General features: G+C 63.6%; 2 protein-coding genes. One reads left to right on the plus strand and one right to left on the minus strand.

Going from position 1 to position 1,753, the window contains the following annotated elements; translation table 11 throughout:
* On the plus strand, positions 1-366 hold a 366-nt coding region (locus ACFWF3_RS34700; RefSeq protein ID WP_379318289.1), incomplete at its 5' end, for an NUDIX hydrolase.
* On the opposite strand, the gene ACFWF3_RS34705 is transcribed toward ACFWF3_RS34700, so the two are convergent.
* Positions 353-1,708: a hypothetical protein gene (locus tag ACFWF3_RS34705; RefSeq protein ID WP_379318291.1), complete on the minus strand. Its 1,356-nt coding sequence runs from the start codon at positions 1,706-1,708 to the stop codon at positions 353-355. The genes ACFWF3_RS34700 and ACFWF3_RS34705 overlap by 14 nt on opposite strands.
* Positions 1,709-1,753: the final 45 nt, after the last annotated feature.

Genomic DNA, 1,753 nt, shown 5'->3' on the forward strand with positions numbered 1-1,753 from the left:
GTACTGCTGATGTACCGGCACCGGTGGATCATCGACCAGTGGGTTTGGGAGCTGCCTGGCGGGTATGTCGACCACGCCGAAGACGTGGCTGCGGCGGCGTCCCGCGAAGTCGAGGAAGAAACCGGGTGGCGTCCGCGCACCATGCAACACCTGGTGACCTACCAACCCGCGATCGGCACTCTTGACCAGCCGCAGGAGGTGTATCTTGCTCGCGGTGCCGACCTCACGGACACCCGCCCGGACATCAATGAAGCCGAGGCAATCCGGTGGGTGCCCCTTGATGAGGCTGTGCAGATGATCGACCGTGGCGAAATCATCGGAGCGGCAACTGTAGTCGGTGTGTATCGGGCGCTCACACTGCCTTAGCCGCGATTACCCGTTGACGGAAGTCCGCCACTTCTGGCATTTCCTCGTAGAAGGCGAGTCGTGCGCGCACATCGCGCAGGTAGGCGTGGGTTCGGCGGGACTCCACGCCTCCGGACAATTCGAGTGCCTGTGAACCGACCCGGACTGCTTCGCGCGGGTCTTCCACCGCGAGGCTCGACGCGAGTAAGCACAAGTTGAACACACGCCCACGCTGGTACCCCTCGCTCATGTCCAGCGATACGCGCGCCAGTTTCGCCGCACGATCATGCTCGCCGAGCTCCTGGAAGCATTGACCGGCTTTGGCCGACATATACGCCGAGTCGAGGTAGGTCAGCCAGTTGGGGCGGTTCGCCTCGCCCCGATCGAACGCGCGCTCCGCTTCGTTGAGCGATGCACCGCAGGACCGCTCGTCGGACCGTGCGGCATGCCCATGCGCTTCAACCATGTGGCAACCCGCCTCCAACGTCGGCAGGCCCGCAGAGCGGGCCGCGATCCGCGCCGCCCGAGCGAGATCGATCGCGTCACCGGGGCGTCCGACGTAGGTTGCCTGATGACTCATCGCGGCAAGAATCTCCGCGCTCAGCGCGGAATCTCCCGCTGCACGTGCCATTCGCAGCGACTGGATCAAATACCTTTGCGCGAGGCCATGTTCTTCTAGGTCGTAGGCGGCCCAGCCCGCCAGCTTCGTCAGCTCGGCCGCTACAGCGAACAGCCGCCGCCCGATCTGTTCGGTATAGCTGCCACGCAGAAGCGGAGTCACCGAGGTGTGCAGGTAATGCACAACCGTGGAGCGCACCTTGCCACCACCAACCTGATTGTCGAGATCACCGAACGCCTTGGTCATCGTTCGCACCGCGTCGATATCAGCAACCCCGACGCGGCGCAGACCGCTCGATGAGACGGGGTGTTCAGAGCCCGGCAGGGTCAGCCACCGCATGCTTGCGGCCGGGTAGACCGCGACGGCGTAGGCAGTGCCCTCCAAGAACCGGCGACGCTCCACATCACTCCTCCACAACGCGGTCGCCGAGGCGGTCGCCTCCACGAGGCTCAACGAGAATTCCAATCCCAAGTCAGGCGACTCCGCACCGGACATACCGCAATCGGCTGGCATCACACGACGACCACACAATTCGGTGAGGACGTCTGCGATCAGATTTGGCCCCGGCTGTGTCGGTTGCTCACCGGTCAGCCATCGACCGACCGATGTGTGATCGTAGCGGAGCTCGATGCCAATTGATTTGCCACGCTCGACAATTCGGCGCGCAAATCCTTTCCGGCTTACTCGGATCTCGGCGAGGAGTCCCGATAGCTGATGATTTGGCTGCTTCGGGTGTCGACCCATATTCGCAGTGTGGCATGGCTACCGCGGCAGTGACGACCATCGGCC

Source organism: Nocardia sp. NPDC060220, assembly GCF_042727815.1.
Lineage (GTDB): Bacteria > Actinomycetota > Actinomycetes > Mycobacteriales > Mycobacteriaceae > Nocardia.

Coding starts and splice junctions, on each gene's coding strand:
- ACFWF3_RS34705 (WP_379318291.1), bottom strand. CDS start 1,708: ATGGGTCGACACCCGAAGCAGCCAAATCATCAGCTATCGGGACTCCTC.